Here is a 15,754-nt window from a genome sequence, read left to right on the forward strand (position 1 = left end):
ATCAACCCACAGATAGTTCCAAAACTTTCTCTCTCCCTTATAGGTTAAGTGCAGCCTAAGAGCAGGTTAAAGTGTAAATCGCTTGAACAGCTATGCGTGTAACTGTGTGGCGATCGAGCGAAAGCAATACACAACGACTGAGTTGTGAGGAGTCTAAACAACGTGATTAAGTTAAGCAAACAAAGTTCATTTGAAGTTCTCGTATTGTTATTGCTTACAGATTTTGTGATAGTTGGACTTCATATTGCTGCTAGGATTTATCCTGCTACTACCAGTCTCTACTGGGCGATCGACGCAGATCGGAGCTTCGGAGAAACATTTCAGTACATTAAAGAACTTTGGTTAATCTTCAGTTTTGCTGCGCTGACAAAAATTCGTTCTGATCGGTCATATTGGTCGCTCTCATTGCTATTTTGCTATCTATTTATTGATGACTTGTTTTTTCTTCACGAGCGATGGGGAGATGAAATTGCCATATACTTCGGGTTTCCATCAATGCTCAATCTGCGATCGCAAGATTATGGCGAACTGCTCGTCAATGCGATCGCTGGAAGTTTCTTTGCTGTCCTCATTGGTGTTTCATATTGGCTTGGCAGCAAGACGTTTCGCCATGTTTGTCAGCGAGTTTTAGTCTTACTTGCTGGATTGATATTCTGTGGAATTGTGTTGGATGCGATTCATGTGATCATCGATACTATCAGTCCTAAATTCCCGAATGTGTTTAATATTCTTGAAGATGGCGGCGAAATGCTGTTTATGAGTGCGCTGTGTTGGTATGGGGTTTCGCTGTTAAAACGAGGAGAACACTCTGCCTCATCGCTTTAAAGCTAAAGTTAGTCCATCTGCGATCGGTAAAAGATTGACAATAATGCGATCGTCTTGCGCCACTTTGGTATTAAATGCACGAATCGTATTGGTGATCTTATCTTGATCGGTTTCATCAGCAACTCGACCTCCCCAGAGAACATTATCAATTGCAATTAATCCACCGGATCGCACCAATTGAATGGCTCGATCGTAGTAATTTGCATAGTTGCCTTTGTCTGCATCAATAAATGCAAAATCGAAAGTTCCAGCTTGATCTTTTAGCAGTTCGTCAAGTGTGTCGATCGCAGGTGCAATTCGTAAATCGATCTTGTCCGTAACGCCTGCTAATTCCCAATATCGACGTGCGATCGACGTATATTCTTCACTCACATCACACGCAATCAGCGTTCCATCAGGCGGTAATGCCATCGCCACCGAAAGCGAACTATATCCGGTAAAAACTCCCACTTCTAGGGCTTTCTTTGCCTGCATCAATCGCACTAACATCGCCATAAACTGACCTTGATCCGGCGAGATTTGCATTCGAGCTTGTGGCATCTGTGCCGTTTCTTCACGAAGTTGAGCGAGAATGTCTGATTCTGGCTGCGAGTTTGAGAGAATATATCGATAGAGAGACTCATCGACACCAAATGCTTGCTTATACATAGGAGCTACGACCGTGAAACGACTCATACAGATTATCTTATCGATTGTTCTAACCGTAGGTTTAGTGGCGTGTGGTGGGCGATATTCAGTTCCAGGAAATGTATTGAAAAAAGCGATCGCGATTTCAGTCAATCAAACTCAGCAAGAAATCAGTCAGCAGCTTAAACTTTCTGCGGCTCCGAAAATAAATGTCGATCGCGTCAAAGTCACCGATCAATCCCCGCTCAAAATCGAAGGTCTCGAAGGCTACCGTGTCAAAGGCGAGTATGATTTCACGCTGAAGCTACCTAAGCGACAAGACAAGCTTTCGGACAATACTTTCGATCTGTATCTTCAACGTCAGACCGTGGACAAAAAGCAGATTTGGAAGTTAGCAGAGCAGGAGGGAGAAGCGTGGAAATTGAAAGCGATCGACTAGAAGGCGACGGTTTCCTACACTACAATGAAGCATCGCAACGGAGTTGAAATAATGGCAAAACAGATTTCCTATCGCGAAGCTAGTGAGAATTTTGCACAACTGTGCGAAGAAGCGATCGCGACTCAAGAACCCATCGAAATTACTCGCGAAGGGGCTGAAAGCGTTTCGATTATTTCAACTTCTGAGCTAGAAAGCTTGATCGAAACCGTTTATCTGTTTAGTTCTCATAGCAATGCAACTCGTCTACTGGATGCTCTAGAACGAGCAAAATTGGGCAACAATCAACCTCGCACCGTAGATGAATTACGTCAGGAGTTTGGACTTGTCGAAGAAGAAAAACTTTCAGCCTGATGAGCAACCTGACAACTCTGAACAATCAAACGCGGCTCAACGATCGCTCGTTTTTGATGTGCGATTTCTAGAGGATTTAACGTTTTGGGTCGAAACAAATCGCAAAATCGCACTTCGGCTTCTTGCACTGGTTGAAGAAGTCGGAAGAACCCCGTTTGAAGGAACCGGGAAGCCTGAGCGATTGAAATATCAAAACGGAAATGTTTGGTCACGCAGGCTTACAGAGAAGGATCGAGTTGTTTATCTTGTTGCAATCGATCGTATTGAATTCTTGCAGGCTCGATATCATTATGACGATCGCTAATTTGATTACTGTGAAGCGTCTCGATCGCTAAACTAATCTGCGCGATCGTCTCTTTGATTTCGGAAATTTCATCGCTCAGGTGATCGAGTCGAGCTTCGATCGTTTTCAAGTTCGAGGGCAATTGCCACATCGAAAATTTCAACGCGGACAAAACCTTCTCAACGGTTGCGAAACTCGGTTCATATTTCGGATCATTGAGAATTCGATTAATCTGCTGCGTGTACCCTAATGCGCTTCCACCATGCTCCTCAGCGATTTTTGCCGAGATCTGACGGATACTGACTCCTTGTAGTTTCATCAACTCTCGAATCACAACCACCACTCTTTCTTGCATTCGATCCACCTTTCGATTAATCTATGACCTGAGAACTTGAATCAACTGAACGACCTTGCCGCGAGTGGTGGAGGTCTTTTTTTTCATAGGAAAGCAGTAGAACCCGTAGGCGCTCTACTGCTACACATCAACCGGGACTGAACGCGAGAGAATTACAAGCCAACCAATTCACGCGACTCTAACCCGCTCAAATGCTGCGCGATCGATAACCGTGTTTCCAACTTGGCGACGCTGAACTCATTCCGCAATCGCTCTAGATGAGCAAACGCATTCGCCTTTTCGGTCGTAGCACGATTCAGAGCATCGATCGCTCTTTGATATTCGGTATTCACTTGCAGCACCTCAAAGCGACGTGCCTTGCGCTGGTTATCATTCTTCAATGCGGTTTCAAACGCGACTACCATATCGGCATTGCCTTCCAATCGAGCGATATGATAGCGAACCTCAGCGATCTTCTGCTCCAATTCATTCACGTGCTGAGACGCTTGAGCGATCGCGGTGGGATATTGATCTAAACGAAGTTTCATGACTGACATTCCTGAAAATAATAAGTGGTCAGTAGCCATCGGGTCAAAAACTGAACAACCGACTACGAACAACAACAAACCTTTCAAGCCTTAAGCGACGCGACCCTGCAAGACCGGAACGCGGGTCGCAAGCTCGGACGACAACTCGGAAATCGGGGGAAGCTCTCTTTGAGACTCAAGTTGCAAGTCTCTTTGAGACTGTGGCGCAGCTTGCTCTAGAACTTGCACTTCAATCTTGACGGACACGAGATACGAACCGGGCTGCTCTCCAACTGCCTGCGCGATCAAGCCAGCAAACTCTGGTCGATCGGCAGTAATCGGATCACGAAGCGAACACCGATCCCACTCATACTTGGCACTCGGATCAAGCTGAAGAATGTAATGCTTCGTCATGGAACAAGAACCTGAATCACATGTACTAATTGTAGTGCAGAACGGCTACGATTTCAAGTGGATCTCTACGCCGCAATTACAGATCTTTGCGCGGGTGATTTTGCGGAACGATCGTGATCTTTACGATCCCAATACGCCAGTCGCTTCGCCGTCTCAGTGTCGCCGTACAACTTGATCTCATACGGAAACTGAGTCAAGACCTGACTCTTCTGAACCGTAAACCGTAACCCTGAACTTGCAAGCGATTGAGCGAATTTCTGAGCTTGGCTCAACTTGTCAAAGCCGAGATAACAGACATCATTCGATCGAGAATATCGCCGAAATGGAGTCCTCACACTTAAAACTCTAGTCGAAAGATACTGCCCAACCCGTCCATCGCCCATCGAGAAAAACCGACCAACTGGAACGAAATTCATCATGGAAAGGGGAGGATTCATTACTTCTCTATTGTAGTGAAGACCAACTACAACTTGGGATAGATAAAAGCGCGATCGCCGTACTAAAAACGAACCATTTGGGGACGGTCTTCAATTAATTGGTATACTTGTACTATATTATCTGATTTGCCTGAGATTGACCATTCTCTATAAAGAAACGTTAAGCTTCTGTAGAGAGTCCAGAAAACTCTCGTAAAGCCAGTAACAAGCTTTACACCCAGCCTTGACTTCACTCGGTACTCGTATGAAATTGAGGGGGAACTTGTGCGATTCGACCTGCGAGAAAAATCATTCGATCGCTGGATCGAATCGAGCAATGCAAGTTACCGTGTTAAGGGGTTTTCATAAACTCCATTGATGTCTCTATGTAAGGAACAATTACATGACTGCAACGCCCGTCCGTTTGAAATATGAAGTCAAAGACCTTGCCCTCGCACCTGCTGGTAAACAGCGGATTGAGTGGGCTGGGCGGGAAATGCCAGTGTTGAAGCAAATCCGCGATCGTTTCGCTCAAGAAAAACCGTTTGAAGGCATTCGACTCGTCGCGTGCTGCCACGTCACGACCGAGACTGCAAATCTCGCGATCGCCCTCAAAGCTGGTGGAGCCGATGCAATCCTGATCGCTTCTAACCCGCTGTCTACCCAAGACGATGTAGCTGCAAGCTTAGTTGCAGACTACGAAATCCCTGTTTTCGCAATCAAAGGCGAAGACAACGATACCTATCACAAGCACGTACAAATCGCGTTGGATCACCGTCCGAATATCATCATCGATGATGGTTGTGATGTCGTTGCTACCTTAGTGCAACAACGCAAACACCAACTCGAAGACTTGATCGGAACCACCGAGGAAACCACCACCGGAGTCGTCCGCTTACAAGCGATGCTCAAAGATGGTGCGCTGACCTTCCCGGCAGTGAACGTCAACGACGCTGAAACGAAGCACTTCTTCGATAACCGTTACGGAACCGGACAATCGACTCTCGACGGTATTATCCGCGCAACGAACATTCTGTTGGCAGGTAAAACGATCGTCGTTGCAGGATACGGCTGGTGCGGTAAAGGTACTGCGAATCGCGCCCGTGGTTTAGGTGCAAATGTGATCGTTACCGAAATCAGCCCAGTTGCAGCGATCGAGGCTGTGATGGATGGTTTCCAAGTGATGCCGATGTCTGAAGCAGCATCGAAAGGTGATATCTTCATCACTGTCACAGGTAACAAGCATGTGATTCGCGGTGAACACTTCGACGCGATGAAAGATGGCGCGATCGTGTGTAACTCTGGTCACTTTGATATCGAAATCGACCTCGAAGCGCTGAAAGAGCGTTCTTCTGATGTGAAGACCGTTCGCAACTTCACCGAAGAATACAGCCTCAAATCCGGTAAATCCGTGGTTGTCTTGGGCGAAGGTCGTTTGGTGAACTTGGCAGCCGCAGAAGGACATCCGAGCGCGGTGATGGATATGAGCTTTGCAAACCAAGCGTTGGCAGCAGAATATCTGGTCAAGAACAAAGGACAGTTAGAGCCTGGTGTTTATCCGGTTCCAACCGAGTTGGATCAAGAAATTGCGCGTTTGAAACTGCAAGCGATGGGTTTCTCGATCGATAGCCTGACTTCTGATCAAACTGCGTATATCAACTCCTGGACTTCTGGAACCTGATTGGTTCACACCGTCTGATCTACAAGTGGGGTAGGTGGTCTAAAGCTGCCTACCCTTTACTTATGCCGATTCAAGATGCTTGCTGTGCCCACTGTTGCTGTAGTGTTGCCATCCAACGTTTTGTGCCAAACACACCAGCCAATAAGCCCGATACGCTGAAATCTGCATCCAAAGTTTCCCAGTGCAGTCCATCTCCCATCGGTGTAATCTCAACTTGGGTAAGATCTTCAGCACTTGCACCATGTAACCCTTGAGCAATCTCTGGAGGAAAGCTAAAACTTGCGCCGCTCCGCAATTTCACCACAACTAACCTTGCTTCTGCGTCATAGTAAGCTGCGATCGCTCTCGGTTCTGTAATATTGGCATGGGTTGCGGCTGCTTGAGCCTGCTCAAAGGCTTGGAAAAATTCTTGATCATTAGATGGTGAATTAGCCATGAAATTCCTCCCACTTCTCTAAAAGTTCGATCTGATTTTCCGTGACGAGTTCGATCGCTTTTTTGGCATCCTTTGCACTCATTCCCTGAAGTGACGTACCCACACTGACGCTTCGCGTACAGTCTGGGCTTCCCGTTTCATCCGCCGCTGCCTCTACCATCCGAGAATGGTGTCGGTCTTACGCAGCGTCCGGAGGTTTGACAAGCCATCTTGTCCTGACTCCTATCGCACCGAAGTACGATCCGGGCAGACTCCCTGCGCCCCAAGGAGTTTAAGGTTTACTCGCACAACAAATCATGGATTTACGCCAATGGGCTACCAGCTAGACTTGTTCCTTCCCCGATCTCTGGTCTTTCTGTGGCAAGCATATAACTGCTACTGTAGCCTGTCTGTTCGAGCAGTCGGGCGGGTCAACGACCATTCGTACTCTATCAGCTTTTCTCGCTGCGTTTGTAGGAGTTTGGCGTTTCTTCACGGATGCCACTCGCAAAAACTCACGCAAAAGATAAGCTGGACATCCGTTCATCAACGCCCTGGCTTTCATCCCACACCAAACAGAGTTATGGTGTGGGGCTTCCCACCGAATTAGCTAAAATCAAGCTTGGCACGACTTCTGAATTTCCTAGTGCAATTTTCGCTTGTCCTTCTGCTTTGAAAACGTGAACGTGAGGTGGATCATGATCATCAAAGTACATGCGAATCTCGAATCCATCTTGTCTCAGCAGAGTTGGCATTTATTGAGCTAAGTGGCGATGGATGACCTGGGGCTCGAACCCAGAACCAGCGGATTAAGAGTCCGATGCTCTACCATTGAGCTAGTCATCCGATATTCTTTTCACATCATATCAAAGATTGCATGGATAAGTGGTTATCGATCGTAGGAATTGGCGAGGATGGGCTTGAAGGCGTGGCTCCGATTGGTCGATCGCTAATTGATCAAGCCGAAATTCTCGTTGGTGGCGATCGACATCTTGCAATGTTGCCAAATGATTCGCGCCCTAGAATTCGTTGGAGTTCCCCGATCGAAGATTCGATACAGAAATTGTTGAGCTATCGAGGGCAAGCTGTCTGTGTATTAGCCAGCGGCGATCCGATGTGTTACGGAATTGGAGTGACATTAATTCGACGGATTACGATCGACGAAATGACGCTCGTTCCTGCACCTTCCGCGTTTAGTTTGGCTTGTTCTCGATTGGGTTGGTCGCTGTCTGAAGTTGAAACATTAAGCCTGTGTGGACGCGATCCAGCAATGCTTAATTTAGTGCTTTGTCCGAATGCAAAAATTTTAGTATTGAGTGCCGATCGACAAACGCCTGCAATTGTGGCTCGAATGTTATGCGATCGCGGTTTAGCAGATAGTTCAATGACTGTTCTAGAACATTTGGGCGGAACAAAAGAGCGAATCATTTCAGGAATAGCAAGCAGTTGGAACGATACAGAGATTGCAGATCTGAATACGATCGCAATTACTTGTTCTTCTACCTCTCTACCTTCTCGTAGTTCAGGAATTCCCGACTCTATCTATGCACATGACGGACAATTGACGAAACGAGAAGTTCGAGCCGTTACGCTTTCGACCCTTGCTCCGCAGCCTGGACAGTTACTTTGGGATGTTGGCGCGGGATGTGGATCAATTGCGATCGAATGGATGCGATCAGATCGGAGATGTCGAGCGATCGCGGTTGAATCGAACACAGAACGACTTAAATTAATTGCTCAGAATGCGAATACGTTAGGAGTTCCGAGCTTAGAAATAGTAGCTGGAAAAGCACCGATCGCACTTCAAGATTTGCCTCAGCCAGATACGATCTTTATTGGGGGTGGATTGACTATACCGGATGTCGTAGAAACGTGTTGGCGATCGCTGCGTCCTGGTGGTCGATTGGTTGCCAATGCTGTCACTGTTGAAACAGAAGCTCAATTATTTCAGTGGCAGAGCAAGCTGGGAGGAGAACTCACTAGAATTGCAGTTCAACGTGCAGAACCTTTAGGAAAGTTTTTAAGCTGGAAAGCAATGGCTCCTATTACACAATGGTGCGTGATCAAAGCTGTTGAGTAATCCAATCTAATGCGGATTGAACATCAGAGACAGTCTCTCCGTCTGGCATGAATGGACGCTGTACCATAACGACAGGTAAGTTTAATTCTCGTGCTGCAACCAGTTTAGAAACGGTTGCATCTCCGCCGCTGTTTTTACTGACAATTGCTTGAATCGCATAGTCCTGCATCCACGATCGCTCCTGTTCAACCGAAAACGGGGCACGCGCTAACAACAGTTTCCCCGGTGGAATCAAGGTTCTATCAGCAGGCGGATCAATCATTCGCATCAGAAACCATAGTTCTGTGAGATGAGCAAAGGTCGATAGTTCTTGCCGTCCGATCGTTAAAAAAATTCGCTGTGCTAAATCTGGCAAAATTGCCGCCGCTGCTTCATTACTTTCCACTTCGATCCAATGAGATTCAGACTTCCAAGCAGGACGAACGATCGACAAACGTGGAATCGAAACGCGATCGACAGCAGTTGCAGCATTCCAGGAAATTTGAGCCGCAAACGGATGAGTTGCATCAATCAATAAGTCAATCTGTTGGTCTTGAAGATAGTGAATCAATCCTTCTACACCGCCAAATCCGCCGCTCCGAACTGTTCCAGCAGGACTGATTGGTTGTTGAGTGCGTCCAGCTAACGAAGAGATAATTTCTAAGTTTGGGATTTCTCTAGCTTGTGTCGCTAACTGAGTGGCTTCGGTTGTACCACCGAGAATGAGCAGGCGTTTTTTCACGATCGACAATTCAAATCACGATCGATATTATAATCAACGCTGCAATTCATATCGCGAACAATGAACTCTCCCATTTGGCGACCTTTTACGCAGATGAAAACCACTCCGGAGCCGCTGAAAGTGAAGCGTGGTGAAGGAGTTTGGCTGGAACTTGAAGACGATCGACGAATTCTCGATTGCATCTCAAGCTGGTGGGTCACCATTCATGGTCATAGTCATCCCGCACTTGCAGAAGCACTGTATCAACAAGCACAACAGTTAGAACACGTTATCTTTGCTGGATTTACGCATGATCCGGCGGAACAATTAGCACAAAAGTTACTCACTCAACTCCCGTCTGAACTAACACGGGTGTTCTTCTCTGATAATGGTTCGACTGCGGTTGAAGTCGCGTTAAAGATGGCGTATCAATACTGGCGCAATCTGGGAGAACAGCGATCGACATTTATTGCCTTTGAAGGGGGATATCATGGCGATACAATCGGGGCAATGTCGATCGGTGCAGGTTCAGTTTGGTGGCAGAAATTTCGATCGCTGATGTTTGAGGCGGCTCTTGTCCCATTTCCTGGAACTTATGAGGGAGACACAGAGGTTGAGCGCAAAGAAGCTGAGGTGTTGAACGCGATCGAACAATTGCTTAAACAACAGAACATCATTGGTATTTTCATTGAGCCATTGATCCAAGGTTCAGCCGGAATGAGAATGTGCCGTCCTCAATTTCTGCAAGCACTGAGAACATTAGCGAATCAATTCAATGTGTTGCTGATTTACGATGAAGTGATGACTGGATTTGGGCGCACTGGAGAACTATTTGCTTGTCTTAAATCCGCTGCAACTCCAGACATTATTTGTTTATCAAAAGGGCTATCTGGTGGATGTTTACCGCTATCAGTAACGATCGCAACTGAAGCCATTTATCAAGCGTTTTATCAAGATGATCCCACTCAGGCGTTTTATCATGGACATTCCTATACAGGCAATCCATTAGCTTGTGCAACTGGAGTCGTTTCGCTTGAGTTACTAACAGAAAATCCTGAAACTTATCAACGATTAGAAGCCCTGCATTGGAAATTTCTCGATCGCTATCTGCTCGATCATTCTCGACTCAAGCAATTCCGAGTTTGCGGCACGATCGCAGCAATGGAAGTCAAAACGAATGACGAATCCGGTTACTTTAATGCGATTTCTCCCCTGCTCAAATCGAAGTTTCTTGAGGCTGGATTTCTCTTACGTCCTTTGGGTGACACGCTCTATATTATGCCGCCTTACTGCATTACGGAGAGTGAGTTGGAATCGATTTATGCGGTCATCGATCGTGTTCTTAAATCGCTCTAAAATTCACAATTCCTTTATCAAACTTCTCCGGAAGAATAAAAGTAGTTACTGAATATTATTTGTAATAAATGCAACAAGGTAGTCACTACAAACTACCGAGCAGTCTACTCCTCCGAACCTCCGATGAACAAGCTCGATGATCTGGCGTTGATTCAAAAATTTGTTGAAGGTGAACTTTCATTCTTGGCAAATCAAAACCTCCGAATTGAACCTGCATTCAACACCGCTCAATTATTAGCCAAAAAAGGTGAACTGATTGCAACTGCGAAACTGGTGGGACAAATTCGAGCCGTTTTAGTACGGCAATCTTCGACTTATCAAGAGCTTGTCAATCGAGTTTTAGTCTCGCGTCAATACATTCCAATTAGCATCAACGATCGAGGTTTAGTTCAATACGAACACTGTCCCATTCCTTCAGGCTACGAAGCAAACTACACCGAAGTTCGCCAACTTTGGAAAGCATGGCGCAGTCACTACAGCCGACACTCGAATGCAGCATTATTGATTCGCTCCGGTTCGTCGTGGCTTCCCGTCCAAAAGATTGAATTCGGACAAGACAGCAATTTTTTCATTCAAGTCCCTGGAGACGAAAGAATGCTGTGTGCGATCGACCGTCTGATCTGGCTCAGTCCCGCAGAATCCAAAGTTTCTACACCTCTTCCGGGTTAATGCCGAGCGATCGCAATCGTTCCGCCAATTGTTGCGCTCTCGATCGCTCCTCTTCTAATTCGCGCTCTGCCTGTTCAGCCCGTTCCTGTTCTCGTTGAGCGCGTTCCCGTTCCTGTTCAGCCCGTTCCTGTTCTCGTTGAGCGCGTTCCCGTTCCTGTTCAGCCCGTTCCTGTTCTCGTTGAGCGCGTTCCCGTTCCTGTTCAGCCCGTTCTTGATCAGTGGGAAGCCAATTTTCGTTCACATCATACCAGCGTAACCACTTCCCTTCAGCGAGTTCGTAGCACCCTTGCCACACGCCTAACCCGATTTGAATCTCCTCAAACCATAGCTTTGAATCGGGTAAAGACAACTCTCGGTAACGCAGTCCCTCTAGTTTGAAGGCGCGAAACTCGTTGATATATCGATCGAAGATGACATAGTACGGAACTCGCAGAATGCGCTCGTACACTTCCCACTTGGTGGGCGGCTTATCCACATCGCGTAGCGTTTGCCCTAGATCCTCATCTTCGGTTCCAGGAGACAGCAACTCAACCACCAAAAACGGCGCAATGCTTTCCTGCCAAATCACATAGCTCAGTCGTAACTCCTCGATCGAGGTCGATTTTTGCACCCCTAAAACCACAAACCAATCTGGGCGCTTGTGCCACAAGGGATGGCGCGGTTCATAGTAAAGATTGATGTCTGTTCCGATGAAAAAATGACCTGCTGACCATGCAGGCGAATCGAACGTACTCCGTAACAGTTGCGGTTGAAAGGCGTGAAACTCGTCGGGCAAACCAGGCTCCTCTGGATCTTCGCTGGGAAGATCATACATGGTAGGAAGTGCTTCTTTCGCGGGCTTGGGGGGATTTGTCCAGTACATACGAGGTGGTTTCTCTGGCGCAGCAACTTTCTCCATTGTACCGACTCAGTTTCACAAAGAACACGATGCGATCGTTGAACGCTTTTGGAGTATTCGCAGTCTAACAATCTTTGATTTGACTACACTGAGAAGAGCCTAAACCGCTCGTGCGGCTCGCTGTAAGAAAGGAGACGAGTTACTGTGCATCCGTCAATAAAAGCGCGATTGAAACAAACAAAATTGCCAAGATGGGCGATCTGGCTAGTGATTCTCGGTCTGTTGACCGGAGGAGGTTACTTGGCATACCAACAGTACGCACTTTCTCAACGACAGGAAGCTAGGCGACGAGTCCAAACCGTCACTGTCGATCGAGTTGATGCTGCTCTTACAATTTCTGCGAATGGAACGGTTCAGCCTGCTCAATCGGTGAATGTGAGTCCGAAAAGTTCTGGAGTCTTGAGGCAATTGTTAGTGAAAGAAGGCGATCGCGTTCAGGCAGGTCAAATTCTTGCGTATATGGATGATTCTAATTTCCAAGGGCAGTTAATCCAAGCTCAAGCACAAGTCGCAACTGCTGAAGCGAATCTAAAGAGATTAGAATCGGGCAATCGTCCCCAAGAAATTGCTCAAGTGGAAGCTCAACTTGCAGCGGCTCAAGCGAATTTAGATAAACTGATTGCGGGGAATCGTCCGCAAGAAATTGCTCAAGCTCGATCGCAAGTTGCAGCAGCGGAAGCGAACTTACAACAAGCAGAATTGAACTATAACCAGAATCAGCGGTTATTTACTTCTGGTGCACTGTCTCAACGCGAATTTGATACTTCTCGAACGACTTTAGCGACTGCACGTGCTCAAGTGGAACAAGCGAAACAGGCTGTAAACCTTCAGCAAACTGGAACTCGTCCGGAAGACATTGAAGCGGCTCGTGCTCAGGTAGAACAATTAAAACAAGCTGTGAGCTTACAACAAGCAGGAAGTCGCCCCGAAGAGATTGAAGCGGCTCGTGCTCAGGTGATGAGTGCTCAAGGACAATTAAAAACGGTTCAAACTCAGATTAACGACACCGTGATTCGTGCTCCGTTTAGTGGCGTGATTACTCGAAAGTTTGCTGATCCAGGGTCATTTGTGACTCCAACGACATCGAGTAGCGCGGTTTCTTCTGCGACTTCTTCCTCGATTTTAGCTTTAGCTTCTACAAATCAAGTGGTGGCGAAAGTTCCAGAAACGAGCATTTCGCGGCTTAAGGTGGGTCAACGAGTGACGATCGAGGCAGATGCTTTTCCCGGTAAATCTTTCACGGGAACGGTTGTACAACTTGCAAAACAATCGACGGTTGATCAGAATGTCACTAACTTTGAAGTGAAAACCTCGATCGACGATCGACAAAATAACTTACAGGCTGGAATGAATGTGAATGTCAAATTTGATGTTGGCAAGATTGATAATGCGCTGGTGATTCCAACCGTCGCGATCGTGCGGCAGGTAGAAGGAACAGGAGTGCTGCTTGCCAGAGAAGGAAGACCACAATTTCAGAAGATTACTACAGGGGCAACGATCGACGATAAAACAGTCGTAGAGTCGGGACTGGAACAAGGCGATCGAGTATTAATTAGCTTCCCCCAAGGAGAGCGACCCCAATCGAGAACACCCTCTGTGTTTCCGGGTGCGCCAGGAGGCGGATCTCAAGGTGGTGGCAGACGGAGCGGAGGTTAGCATCATGGGAAAAGTGATTCGATCGAGTCCGATTTCACTGCTAGAGATTTTTACGATGGCAGTGGAAGCACTCTGGAGCAATCGACTCCGTACCAGTTTAACCATGCTCGGTGTGATTATTGGAATTGCTTCAGTAATCACAGTAACCTCTGTGGGGCAAGGCGTTCAGAAAGCAACGGAGCAACAGATTCAGGCATTAGGAACGAATGTGATGTTGGTACTGTCCGGGGTTGCTCGATCGGGCGGAATTAGTCAAGGATCTGGCTCGGCGAGTACATTAACGCTCGAAGATGCTCAAGCAGTGGGGCGACAGGTTCCAGCAGCAGAAGGCGTGACTGCTTTTCTACAACGTGGTGGACAGGTTGTTTATAACGATCAGAACGATTCGACTTCAATTTTAGGAGTGGATCTGAACTATTCTGATGTGAAAGAGATCAAGCCACAAGAAGGACGATTCTTTACTCAGGATGATATGCAGAATGCGAACTCTGTAGTTGTTCTTGGTAGTGCAGTACGCGATAGTTTATTCTCGCCTGGGGAACCTGCGATCGGGGTCAATATCCGCATTCAGAACAATCGATATACGGTGATTGGTGTCGCTGAGTCGAAAGGTTCAGTGGGTGGACAAGATCAAGACGATCGCGTTTATATCCCGCTCACCAATATGTCTTCGCGGATAGTAGGGAATAACTCGCTGAATGGTCGAGCAATTAGCGGGTTTTGGGTGAAAGCGAAAGATCAAATCGAGCTTGAAGCAGCACAGTTTCAGGTCACGAATTTGCTCAGGATTCGTCATAATATCTACCCACCGAAACCAGATGATTTCCGCATTACAAATCAAGTAGACATCATCAATACGTTTAGTAGCGTTGTGGGCTTGTTTACGATTTTGGTGAGCGCGATCGCTGGAATTTCTCTAATCGTAGGCGGAATCGGAATTGCGAATATCATGCTGGTTTCAGTCGTTGAGCGAACTCGCGAGATTGGTATTAGAAAAGCGATCGGTGCAACTAATAGCGCAGTTCTCAGTCAATTTCTCACCGAAGCTATCTTAGTTTCGATGCTTGGAGGTGCTGTTGGCGTTGCTGTGGGATTAGGACTTGCATTTGCAGCTTCTAGTTTATTTAGCTTTCCGTTTATTATTTCAGGATTGTCGATCGCGTCAGGACTCACTTTAGCTTTAGTTGTGGGATTGATTGCAGGTGTGATTCCTGCTCGAAATGCCGCTCGACTTGATCCGATTGCAGCTTTGCGGAGTGATTGAACAATGGCAACAATGATTTGGATGGAGAACATTACTAAGACTTACCAATTAGGTGATATCGATGTTCCGGTGCTGAAAGGAATTGATCTTGCTATTGAAGAAGGCGAATATGTTGCCATCATGGGAATGTCTGGATCAGGTAAATCGACCTTGATGAACATTATTGGTTGTCTCGATCGACCTTCTGATGGTCACTATGTGCTTGAAGGTCGAAATCTAACAACCTTGGATAATGATGAACTGGCTTACATTCGCAATCAACGGATTGGCTTTGTGTTTCAGCAGTTTAATCTCTTGAATCGATCGACTGCTTTAGAAAATGTGATGTTGCCGATGGTGTATGCAGGCATTCCGCGATCGCAAAGAAAGCAACGAGCCGCAGAAGCACTCACACGAGTTGGACTCGCAGAACGCTTATCGAATCGCCCGAATCAACTCTCTGGCGGGCAGCAGCAACGAGTTGCGATCGCTCGTGCTTTAGTGAATCGTCCCGCGTTAGTCCTTGCAGATGAACCGACAGGAGCATTAGATACACAGACCTCAACTGAAGTAATGAGCTTATTAACCGAGTTGAATCAGCAGGGAATTACGATCGTGATTGTGACCCACGAACCGGATGTTGCAGCGCAAACTCGGCGGGTAATTCATGTGAAGGATGGATTAGTCGTGAATTGATAAAGCCCATCTTGGCGACGATCTCAGTGGTGGATTGTTTTTGCGATCGTACTTCTTCTCCAGAATCCCTATCTCAAGCTAGATATAAGATTCGGCTGTCCTTGCAGCATCATAAGAGAGAAGTTATCTAACTCGTTTGTGGTA

Annotated in this window: 21 protein-coding genes and 1 tRNA gene; 11 read left to right on the forward strand and 11 right to left on the reverse strand. The window is 46.8% G+C overall.

The window, feature by feature from the left end; translation table 11 throughout:
• The first annotated feature begins 162 nt into the window (after positions 1 to 162).
• Complete coding sequence (locus ACQ4M5_RS17005; RefSeq protein ID WP_430676835.1) at positions 163 to 825, forward strand: hypothetical protein; 663 nt, start codon at positions 163 to 165, stop codon at positions 823 to 825.
• Here ACQ4M5_RS17005 and ACQ4M5_RS17010 read toward each other — a convergent pair.
• Positions 814 to 1,500 carry a class I SAM-dependent methyltransferase gene (locus tag ACQ4M5_RS17010; RefSeq protein ID WP_430676836.1) on the reverse strand — a complete coding sequence of 229 codons (687 nt, stop codon included), beginning with the start codon at positions 1,498 to 1,500 and terminating at the stop codon, positions 814 to 816. The two genes, ACQ4M5_RS17005 and ACQ4M5_RS17010, sit on opposite strands and share 12 nt — an antisense overlap.
• On the opposite strand from ACQ4M5_RS17010, the gene ACQ4M5_RS17015 reads away from it, so the two are divergent.
• From ACQ4M5_RS17015 to ACQ4M5_RS17025, 3 genes are read left to right on the forward strand one after another with little or no spacing between them, the layout of a single operon-like run.
• On the forward strand, positions 1,487 to 1,891 hold the full coding sequence (locus ACQ4M5_RS17015) for a hypothetical protein (RefSeq protein ID WP_430676837.1): 405 nt from the start codon (positions 1,487 to 1,489) through the stop codon (positions 1,889 to 1,891). The genes ACQ4M5_RS17010 and ACQ4M5_RS17015 overlap by 14 nt on opposite strands.
• Before the next feature lie 51 nt (positions 1,892 to 1,942).
• Complete coding sequence (locus tag ACQ4M5_RS17020) at positions 1,943 to 2,242, forward strand: type II toxin-antitoxin system Phd/YefM family antitoxin (RefSeq protein ID WP_430676838.1); 300 nt, start codon at positions 1,943 to 1,945, stop codon at positions 2,240 to 2,242.
• On the forward strand, positions 2,214 to 2,546 hold the full coding sequence (locus ACQ4M5_RS17025; protein WP_430676839.1) for a Txe/YoeB family addiction module toxin: 333 nt from the start codon (positions 2,214 to 2,216) through the stop codon (positions 2,544 to 2,546). The genes ACQ4M5_RS17020 and ACQ4M5_RS17025 overlap by 29 nt, the downstream gene beginning before the upstream one ends.
• Here ACQ4M5_RS17025 and ACQ4M5_RS17030 read toward each other — a convergent pair.
• The 4 genes from ACQ4M5_RS17030 to ACQ4M5_RS17045 all read right to left on the reverse strand — a co-directional run bounded on the left by ACQ4M5_RS17030 (position 2,461) and on the right by ACQ4M5_RS17045 (position 4,237).
• Positions 2,461 to 2,880, reverse strand: a complete 420-nt coding sequence (locus tag ACQ4M5_RS17030; RefSeq protein WP_430676840.1) for a helix-turn-helix domain-containing protein — start codon at positions 2,878 to 2,880, stop codon at positions 2,461 to 2,463. The two genes, ACQ4M5_RS17025 and ACQ4M5_RS17030, sit on opposite strands and share 86 nt — an antisense overlap.
• A gap of 152 nt (positions 2,881 to 3,032) precedes the next feature.
• The gene (locus tag ACQ4M5_RS17035; RefSeq protein ID WP_430676841.1) at positions 3,033 to 3,407 is read right to left on the reverse strand and encodes a hypothetical protein; all 375 of its coding nucleotides are present in this window, start codon (positions 3,405 to 3,407) and stop codon (positions 3,033 to 3,035) included.
• A gap of 90 nt (positions 3,408 to 3,497) precedes the next feature.
• On the reverse strand, positions 3,498 to 3,800 hold the full coding sequence (locus tag ACQ4M5_RS17040; RefSeq protein WP_430676842.1) for a hypothetical protein: 303 nt from the start codon (positions 3,798 to 3,800) through the stop codon (positions 3,498 to 3,500).
• Between the two features lie 65 nt (positions 3,801 to 3,865).
• Complete coding sequence (locus tag ACQ4M5_RS17045) at positions 3,866 to 4,237, reverse strand: hypothetical protein (protein ID WP_430676843.1); 372 nt, start codon at positions 4,235 to 4,237, stop codon at positions 3,866 to 3,868.
• A 382-nt stretch (positions 4,238 to 4,619) separates the two neighbouring features.
• Between ACQ4M5_RS17045 and ahcY the strand changes: the two genes are divergently transcribed.
• Positions 4,620 to 5,897, forward strand: a complete 1,278-nt coding sequence (gene ahcY / locus ACQ4M5_RS17050) for an adenosylhomocysteinase (protein WP_430676844.1) — start codon at positions 4,620 to 4,622, stop codon at positions 5,895 to 5,897.
• 70 nt (positions 5,898 to 5,967) lie between these two features.
• Here ahcY and ACQ4M5_RS17055 read toward each other — a convergent pair whose 3' ends face one another.
• The 4 genes from ACQ4M5_RS17055 to ACQ4M5_RS17070 form a co-directional block, all read right to left on the reverse strand.
• Positions 5,968 to 6,333, reverse strand: coding sequence for a DUF2442 domain-containing protein (locus ACQ4M5_RS17055; protein WP_430676845.1), 366 nt, complete (start codon positions 6,331 to 6,333; stop codon positions 5,968 to 5,970).
• Positions 6,326 to 6,493, reverse strand: coding sequence for a hypothetical protein (locus ACQ4M5_RS17060; protein ID WP_430676846.1), 168 nt, complete (start codon positions 6,491 to 6,493; stop codon positions 6,326 to 6,328). The genes ACQ4M5_RS17055 and ACQ4M5_RS17060 overlap by 8 nt, the downstream gene beginning before the upstream one ends.
• A gap of 400 nt (positions 6,494 to 6,893) precedes the next feature.
• Positions 6,894 to 7,067 carry a DUF4160 domain-containing protein gene (locus tag ACQ4M5_RS17065; RefSeq protein WP_430676847.1) on the reverse strand — a complete coding sequence of 58 codons (174 nt, stop codon included), beginning with the start codon at positions 7,065 to 7,067 and terminating at the stop codon, positions 6,894 to 6,896.
• A gap of 19 nt (positions 7,068 to 7,086) precedes the next feature.
• Positions 7,087 to 7,158: transfer RNA gene (locus ACQ4M5_RS17070), tRNA-Lys, on the reverse strand.
• Between the two features lie 31 nt (positions 7,159 to 7,189).
• On the opposite strand from ACQ4M5_RS17070, the gene cbiE reads away from it, so the two are divergent.
• Positions 7,190 to 8,392 carry a precorrin-6y C5,15-methyltransferase (decarboxylating) subunit CbiE gene (gene cbiE / locus ACQ4M5_RS17075; protein ID WP_430676848.1) on the forward strand — a complete coding sequence of 401 codons (1,203 nt, stop codon included), beginning with the start codon at positions 7,190 to 7,192 and terminating at the stop codon, positions 8,390 to 8,392.
• Here the strand turns inward: cbiE and ACQ4M5_RS17080 are convergent.
• Complete coding sequence (locus ACQ4M5_RS17080; RefSeq protein ID WP_430676849.1) at positions 8,376 to 9,113, reverse strand: cobalt-precorrin-6A reductase; 738 nt, start codon at positions 9,111 to 9,113, stop codon at positions 8,376 to 8,378. The two genes, cbiE and ACQ4M5_RS17080, sit on opposite strands and share 17 nt — an antisense overlap.
• A gap of 60 nt (positions 9,114 to 9,173) precedes the next feature.
• Between ACQ4M5_RS17080 and bioA the strand changes: the two genes are divergently transcribed.
• Positions 9,174 to 10,448 (forward strand): adenosylmethionine--8-amino-7-oxononanoate transaminase, encoded by a 1,275-nt coding sequence (bioA, locus tag ACQ4M5_RS17085; RefSeq protein WP_430676850.1) that lies wholly within the window; start codon positions 9,174 to 9,176, stop codon positions 10,446 to 10,448.
• A gap of 123 nt (positions 10,449 to 10,571) precedes the next feature.
• Positions 10,572 to 11,117, forward strand: a complete 546-nt coding sequence (locus ACQ4M5_RS17090) for a hypothetical protein (protein ID WP_430676851.1) — start codon at positions 10,572 to 10,574, stop codon at positions 11,115 to 11,117.
• Here the strand turns inward: ACQ4M5_RS17090 and ACQ4M5_RS17095 are convergent.
• The gene (locus tag ACQ4M5_RS17095) at positions 11,098 to 12,015 is read right to left on the reverse strand and encodes a Uma2 family endonuclease (protein ID WP_430676852.1); all 918 of its coding nucleotides are present in this window, start codon (positions 12,013 to 12,015) and stop codon (positions 11,098 to 11,100) included. The genes ACQ4M5_RS17090 and ACQ4M5_RS17095 overlap by 20 nt on opposite strands.
• Before the next feature lie 144 nt (positions 12,016 to 12,159).
• Between ACQ4M5_RS17095 and ACQ4M5_RS17100 the strand changes: the two genes are divergently transcribed.
• The 3 genes from ACQ4M5_RS17100 to ACQ4M5_RS17110 are packed head-to-tail and all read left to right on the forward strand — an operon-like array spanning position 12,160 to position 15,610.
• On the forward strand, positions 12,160 to 13,671 hold the full coding sequence (locus tag ACQ4M5_RS17100; protein ID WP_430676853.1) for an efflux RND transporter periplasmic adaptor subunit: 1,512 nt from the start codon (positions 12,160 to 12,162) through the stop codon (positions 13,669 to 13,671).
• Between the two features lie 4 nt (positions 13,672 to 13,675).
• Complete coding sequence (locus ACQ4M5_RS17105; RefSeq protein WP_430676854.1) at positions 13,676 to 14,935, forward strand: ABC transporter permease; 1,260 nt, start codon at positions 13,676 to 13,678, stop codon at positions 14,933 to 14,935.
• A 3-nt stretch (positions 14,936 to 14,938) separates the two neighbouring features.
• Positions 14,939 to 15,610, forward strand: a complete 672-nt coding sequence (locus tag ACQ4M5_RS17110) for an ABC transporter ATP-binding protein (RefSeq protein ID WP_430676855.1) — start codon at positions 14,939 to 14,941, stop codon at positions 15,608 to 15,610.
• The last annotated feature ends 144 nt before the right edge of the window (positions 15,611 to 15,754 follow it).

It is taken from the genome of Leptolyngbya sp. AN10 (assembly GCF_050565645.1).
In the GTDB taxonomy this organism is placed as follows: domain Bacteria; phylum Cyanobacteriota; class Cyanobacteriia; order Leptolyngbyales; family Leptolyngbyaceae; genus Leptolyngbya.

What these genes read in the sequence shown, in the direction of transcription:
- ACQ4M5_RS17010 (WP_430676836.1), bottom strand. Translation starts at nt 1,500, where the DNA reads ATGAGTCGTTTCACGGTCGTAGCTCCTATGTATAAGCAAGCATTTGGT.
- ACQ4M5_RS17020 (WP_430676838.1), top strand. Translation starts at nt 1,943, where the DNA reads ATGGCAAAACAGATTTCCTATCGCGAAGCTAGTGAGAATTTTGCACAA.
- ACQ4M5_RS17030 (WP_430676840.1), bottom strand. Translation starts at nt 2,880, where the DNA reads ATGCAAGAAAGAGTGGTGGTTGTGATTCGAGAGTTGATGAAACTACAA.
- ACQ4M5_RS17035 (WP_430676841.1), bottom strand. Translation starts at nt 3,407, where the DNA reads ATGAAACTTCGTTTAGATCAATATCCCACCGCGATCGCTCAAGCGTCT.
- ACQ4M5_RS17040 (WP_430676842.1), bottom strand. Translation starts at nt 3,800, where the DNA reads ATGACGAAGCATTACATTCTTCAGCTTGATCCGAGTGCCAAGTATGAG.
- ACQ4M5_RS17045 (WP_430676843.1), bottom strand. Translation starts at nt 4,237, where the DNA reads ATGAATCCTCCCCTTTCCATGATGAATTTCGTTCCAGTTGGTCGGTTT.
- ahcY (WP_430676844.1), top strand. Translation starts at nt 4,620, where the DNA reads ATGACTGCAACGCCCGTCCGTTTGAAATATGAAGTCAAAGACCTTGCC.
- ACQ4M5_RS17055 (WP_430676845.1), bottom strand. Translation starts at nt 6,333, where the DNA reads ATGGCTAATTCACCATCTAATGATCAAGAATTTTTCCAAGCCTTTGAG.
- ACQ4M5_RS17060 (WP_430676846.1), bottom strand. Translation starts at nt 6,493, where the DNA reads ATGGTAGAGGCAGCGGCGGATGAAACGGGAAGCCCAGACTGTACGCGA.
- ACQ4M5_RS17065 (WP_430676847.1), bottom strand. Translation starts at nt 7,067, where the DNA reads ATGCCAACTCTGCTGAGACAAGATGGATTCGAGATTCGCATGTACTTT.
- cbiE (WP_430676848.1), top strand. Translation starts at nt 7,190, where the DNA reads ATGGATAAGTGGTTATCGATCGTAGGAATTGGCGAGGATGGGCTTGAA.
- bioA (WP_430676850.1), top strand. Translation starts at nt 9,174, where the DNA reads ATGAACTCTCCCATTTGGCGACCTTTTACGCAGATGAAAACCACTCCG.
- ACQ4M5_RS17090 (WP_430676851.1), top strand. Translation starts at nt 10,572, where the DNA reads ATGAACAAGCTCGATGATCTGGCGTTGATTCAAAAATTTGTTGAAGGT.
- ACQ4M5_RS17095 (WP_430676852.1), bottom strand. Translation starts at nt 12,015, where the DNA reads ATGGAGAAAGTTGCTGCGCCAGAGAAACCACCTCGTATGTACTGGACA.
- ACQ4M5_RS17105 (WP_430676854.1), top strand. Translation starts at nt 13,676, where the DNA reads ATGGGAAAAGTGATTCGATCGAGTCCGATTTCACTGCTAGAGATTTTT.
- ACQ4M5_RS17110 (WP_430676855.1), top strand. Translation starts at nt 14,939, where the DNA reads ATGGCAACAATGATTTGGATGGAGAACATTACTAAGACTTACCAATTA.